General features: G+C 39.9%; 2 protein-coding genes. One reads left to right on the top strand and one right to left on the bottom strand.

The features are described 5' to 3' along the window. Window positions 1-402: 402 nt before the first annotated feature. The gene (gene rpsT, locus CXF78_RS16725; protein ID WP_011638341.1) at window positions 403-669 is read right to left on the bottom strand and encodes a 30S ribosomal protein S20; all 267 of its coding nucleotides are present in this window, start codon (window positions 667-669) and stop codon (window positions 403-405) included. 258 nt (window positions 670-927) lie between these two features. On the opposite strand from rpsT, the gene murJ reads away from it, so the two are divergent. After that, a partial coding sequence (gene murJ / locus CXF78_RS16715; protein ID WP_308302271.1) for a murein biosynthesis integral membrane protein MurJ occupies window positions 928-1675 on the top strand: 748 nt, incomplete at its 3' end.

Here is a 1675-nt window from a genome sequence, read left to right as displayed (position 1 = left end):
GAGATAAAAGGACAATGATAAAGAACTTAATATTAGCCACTACCGCTATCAAACTTGTCATTTGTGTTATTAACAAGAGGAGCTCCTTATATGTTAATAACTGGGGCGGCATGTTTATTAAACGCCGTTAGGAAGACAAATGGCTGTTTGAGTGTCTTTTGCTATTCCGAGTTCAGGTTTATTTGTATTAATAAAACGTTATAAACGTTCTCAAGAGTAGTTTGCTTTAATCAGGATATTTTTCAGGGTCATATTATTAATAATTTTGACATTATTATGTTGATACTAAGCTGTTGAGGTTGGTTCTAGGGGCTAAAGCCGTTAAGAGAAGGCTAGGTAGGTAAAATTTAGTGATAAAAAAACCGGCCTAAGCCGGTTTTTTGAATCTTAATCTACAAAAACTTAAGCTGCGATAGCTTTGATTTTTGCATTTAAGCGAGCCTTCTGACGACCGGCTTTATTCTTATGAATAAGACCTTTAGTCGCCATACGGTCAACAATTGGTTGTGCAATAGCGAACGCTTCTGTAGCCGCTTTATGGTCACCGCTTTTGATAGCCGCGATAACTCTTTTAACGTATGTACGTAACATAGAGCGACGACTAGCGTTATGCTGGCGACGCTTTTCAGACTGAAGCGCGCGCTTCTTTGCAGACTTGCTATTAGCCAAGGTGCAACTCCTAAAAACTGGATTTGATACTTTTAAGGCCGAGGAATATGCCTGCTTTTTATCGTCTTGTCAACGACTGCAACTGAATATTTATCATAAAGATAAATTAATCCAATCTAGCGTGCCTTTCTTCAACCCAACTCGTGTAATATATGGCGCATTCTACCAGCTCTTGAGTCTGTGTGACAGAGTTATAATCGAATATTTGTTATAAAACCCATTAATTGTCTTACAAGTGATTGAGTGTCCGGGGGCTGTTTGAGCAAAAAATTATTTAAATCAGGCTTAATTGTTAGTGTTATGACGCTGATGTCTCGAGTGTTAGGTTTAGTGCGTGATGTGGTGATAGCAAATCTAATGGGAGCAGGCAGCAGTGCTGATGTGTTCTTTTTTGCAAATAAAATACCTAACTTCTTAAGGCGTTTATTTGCTGAAGGTGCTTTTGCGCAGGCATTTGTGCCGGTACTGACTGAGTACCAAGAAAAAATGACCCCAGAAGATACTCGCGAATTATTAAGTAAAGTCGCTGGTACTTTAGGTGTATTGGTGACAATTGTTACTTTGGTTGGTGTTATTGGTTCTCCGGTATTAGCAGCCCTTTTTGGTGGCGGCTGGTTTGTTGATTGGTTAAATGATGGGCCGAATGCTGAAAAGTTTGAACTGGCTTCAGTGATGTTAAAAATTACGTTCCCATATTTATGGTTTATCACTTTCACAGCCCTAGCAGGATCGATACTTAATACTCGCGGGCGCTTTGCGGTTTCAGCCTTTACGCCGGTATTTTTGAATGTTGCGATTATTGCTGTGGCTTTATGGTATGCACATACACTTGAAAACCCGGAAATTGGTTTGGCTTGGGGTGTGTTTTTTGGTGGACTGATTCAGTTTCTATTCCAAATACCTTTCTTAATTCGTGAGAAAGCACTCGTTAGGCCTACGTGGGGATGGAATCACCCTGGGGTGGTAAAAATTAGGACCTTAATGATCCCAGCGTTATTTGGTGTGT

Origin of the sequence: Shewanella sp. 11B5 (assembly GCF_002836795.1) — a bacterium.
Taxonomy (GTDB): domain Bacteria; phylum Pseudomonadota; class Gammaproteobacteria; order Enterobacterales; family Shewanellaceae; genus Shewanella; species Shewanella frigidimarina.
The sequence above is the reverse complement of the archived record's forward strand: the minus strand, read 5'-3'. Positions and strand labels throughout refer to the sequence as shown.